The organism is Ruegeria sp. AB10 (assembly GCF_056542745.1).
The window spans coordinates 1-3,499 of sequence record NZ_JBQGAI010000026.1 but is presented as its reverse complement, the minus strand read 5'-3'; the positions used below and the strand labels follow the sequence as shown (position 1 = coordinate 3,499).

General features: G+C 56.4%; 3 protein-coding genes. 2 read left to right on the top strand and 1 reads right to left on the bottom strand.

What is annotated here, in order from left to right:
* Positions 1-345, bottom strand: a 345-nt coding sequence (locus ACR0NT_RS19470; RefSeq protein WP_480443537.1) for a DUF1217 domain-containing protein, incomplete at its 3' end; no start/stop codon positions are given.
* A gap of 215 nt (positions 346-560) precedes the next feature.
* On the opposite strand from ACR0NT_RS19470, the gene ACR0NT_RS19465 reads away from it, so the two are divergent.
* Positions 561-1,946, top strand: a complete 1,386-nt coding sequence (locus tag ACR0NT_RS19465) for an IS1182 family transposase (protein WP_480425708.1) — start codon at positions 561-563, stop codon at positions 1,944-1,946.
* A gap of 151 nt (positions 1,947-2,097) precedes the next feature.
* A complete protein-coding gene (locus tag ACR0NT_RS19460; protein WP_170437437.1) occupies positions 2,098-3,483 on the top strand; it encodes an IS1182 family transposase in 1,386 nt (461 codons plus the stop codon).
* Positions 3,484-3,499 lie beyond the last annotated feature (16 nt).

Genomic DNA, 3,499 nt, shown 5'->3' with positions numbered 1-3,499 from the left:
CTGTGCATAGAGAGAAATGCGCATTGTGTCGTCAGTTTCCCCGACCGCAACTTCGAACCGGGATTTCAAATTGTCCTGGGCGACCTTCTCCATATCCGTCACCAAGACAGTCTTGCGCACCTCACCGGGACCCAAGCCAAAGGCGTCTGAAAAAGCGCGGTATCTTTTGTCGCTCAGGCGGTTGGCCAAGGCATCTTCCGCCTTTGTACCGTCTTCGAGGATTTTCTGGATGAAGTAGCGGTTGTTCAGGTCTGCCTCGAGCCCGAAAGCACCCAGTGCCACCTGCAGCAGACGCCGGTCCGAGACAAGCTCCTCTGCCGTGCTGACGTTGCCTATGTTCTCCAAAAAATATTGTGTTTCCCGCTCGTTCACATTTGACGTCGAAAAACTCTGGAACTGGGCTTCATAGGTCCGCTGGAGAAACCGCCATCCGACCACTCCACCTGTAGGTATGACAGGCTGAAACGTCATTGCTGATAGGCCTATTCTGTTGAAAAACTCTGTCTTGATCGAAGGCCATCTGGCTGATTCAATTCTCTTATTGAATGGGAGTTTGGATGATGATGGGACCAAAACAGGAAACTCAGGCTGAGCTGTTCTATGAGTTCTCCCTGGAGGAACATGTCCCGGACAATCATCTGCTGCGGTCGATTGATCGATTTGTTGACCTGAGTAGTATCCGCAATCATTTGGCGGATTTTTACAGTCATACTGGTCGCCCTTCCGTCGATCCCGAGTTGCTGATCCGCATGCTGCTGGTGGGCTATTGCTTTGGCATCCGGTCGGAACGGCGGTTGTGCGAAGAAGTGCACCTGAACCTTGCGTATCGCTGGTTCTGTCGCCTCGATCTGACTGATCGAGTGCCGGATCACTCTACCTTTTCCAAGAACCGCCATGGTCGGTTCCGCGAGAGTGAACTCTTGCGGCACGTGTTCGAAACGACAGTGGCGCGGTGCATCGCAGAAGGTTTGGTCAGCGGCCAGCGTATGGCGATTGATGCCAGCTTGATTGAGGCAGAAGCGACCAAGCAGTATTCAGCGTCACAAGAAGAATGGGATGCTGCACAGATCGATGCCAAGACCGCACCGCGCGCTGTTCGGGAATATCTGGAAACCCTGGATGAGGCCGCGTTTGGTGCTGCCTCGCCAGTCAAGCCTAAGTTCATTTCATATTCGGACCCTGCCAGCCAATGGACAGCGGCGCACAAGGCACCAGCCTTCTTTGCTTACTCTGATAACTACCTCGTTGATACAGATCACAGCGTGATTGTGGATGTGGAAGCGACCAGATCCATCCGGCAAGCCGAAGTGGGGTCGACAAAGACGATGCTGGACCGGGTGAAGGACAAGTTCGACCTCGTCCCCGACTGGATGATCGCCGATACCGCCTACGGCTCAGGCCCGATGCTCGGCTGGCTCGTGGATCGCAAGATCGATCCTTACATCCCGGTCATCGACAAGGCCGGACGCCCCGACGGCACCTGGACACGCACAGACTTCGAATGGGACGCTGAGCATGATCAATATATCTGCCCAGAGGGTCACGCGCTTAAACAGTTCCGCCGGAATTACTCTGATCCAAACCGGGGGCCGTCGGGCAAGGGCACAGCCCGCTATCGCGCCTTGAAAGAAGTCTGCCAGGTATGTCCGTCCAAACAAAGATGCTGCCCCAACGCTGATGCACGCAAAATCACCCGCGAAGAGCACGAAGATGCGCGCCAGGTCGCCAGAGATCTGGCCAAAACTGAAGAGTACCAGATTGCGATGAAGCTCAGAAAGAAAGTTGAGATGCTCTTCGCCCACCTCAAGCGCATCCTAGGCCTTGGACGGCTCCGATTACGTGGACCGTGCGGCGCAAATGACGAATTCCTCCTCGCCGCCACCGCCCAGAACCTCCGCAAACTGGCCAAGATCTTTCCCGCACCGCAGCAAACACGTAAAGCCTGATCAGAAAGGCACTCGCGCTCGGTTCAGCACACCACTTTCTGCGTCCGCAACACGTTGTTTTTCCACAGAATCGGCGTATTTCGTTGAAAAACTCTTGGTTGATTGAGTGGTAAGTCGCTGATTCAATTCGTCCTGTAGGGAGGAATTGGCGATGATGGGACCGAGGCAGGAAGCGCAGGCGGCGTTGTTCTACGAGTTCTCGCTGGAAGATCATGTCCCGCAAGATCACCTGCTGCGCTCGATTGATCGGTTCGTCGATCTTGGCAGCATCCGGTCGCATCTGGCGGAGTTCTACAGCCATACTGGACGCCCCTCGGTTGACCCCGAGTTGCTTATCCGAATGCTACTCGTGGGCTACTGCTTCGGGATCCGGTCCGAGCGGCGGCTTTGTGAAGAGGTTCATCTGAACCTAGCCTATCGGTGGTTCTGTCGGCTCGATCTGAACGACCGTGTGCCGGATCATTCCACATTCTCGAAGAACCGGCATGGGCGGTTCCGCGAAAGCGAACTGCTGCGCTACCTGTTCGAGATGACCGTGGCACACAGCATTGAGGAAGGCCTCGTCAGCGGTCAGCGTATGGCCATCGATGCAAGCTTGATCGAAGCCGATGCCAACAAGCAGAACTCAACGCCGAAGGAAGAGTGGGACGCCTCAACCGTTGATCCGACCGACGCGCCCCGCGCCGTCCGCGAGTATCTCGACACGCTGGACGAGGCTGCGTTCGGCGCTGCCAGCGAGGTTCAGCCCAAGTTCACATCGCATTCCGATCCGGCGAGCCAATGGACCGCAGCCCGCAAAGGCCCTGCATTCTTTAGCTATTCCGACAACTACCTGATCGATACAGATCACGGAGTTATCATCGACGTCGAAGCCACCAGATCAATCCGTCAGGCTGAGGTCGGATCGACCAAGACCATGTTGAACCGAGTAAAGGAACGGTTCGATCTGCATCCGGAGAGACTAATCGCGGACACCGCCTATGGCACCGGCCCACTTCTGGGCTGGCTGGTTGATCGCAAGATTGCGCCGCATATCCCGGTGTTCGACAAGTCCGGTCGCAATGACGGCACCTGGACCCGCGCCGACTTCGAATGGGATGCTGAGAATGACCAATACATCTGTCCCGAAGGTCACGCCCTCAAGCAGTTCCGCCGCAACTACTCAGACCCCAACCGCGGTCCGACGGGCAAGGGCACCGCTCGCTATCGCGCTCTGAAAGAGGTCTGTCAGGTCTGCCCATCGAAAACCAAGTGCTGCCCCAACGCGGATGCCCGCAAGATCAGCCGCGAAGAAACAGAAGACGCCCGCCAGGTGGCTCGAGACATTGCCAAGACCCGCCAGTACGACATCTCAATGAAGCTCAGAAAGAAGGTGGAAATGCTCTTCGCCCACCTCAAACGCATTCTCGGCCTGGGTCGGCTCCGATTACGTGGCCCATGCGGCGCAAACGACGAATTCCTCCTCGCCGCCACCGCCCAGAACCTCCGCAAACTGGCCAAGATCTTTCCCGCACCGCAGCAAACACGTAAAGCCTGATCAGAAAGGCACTCGC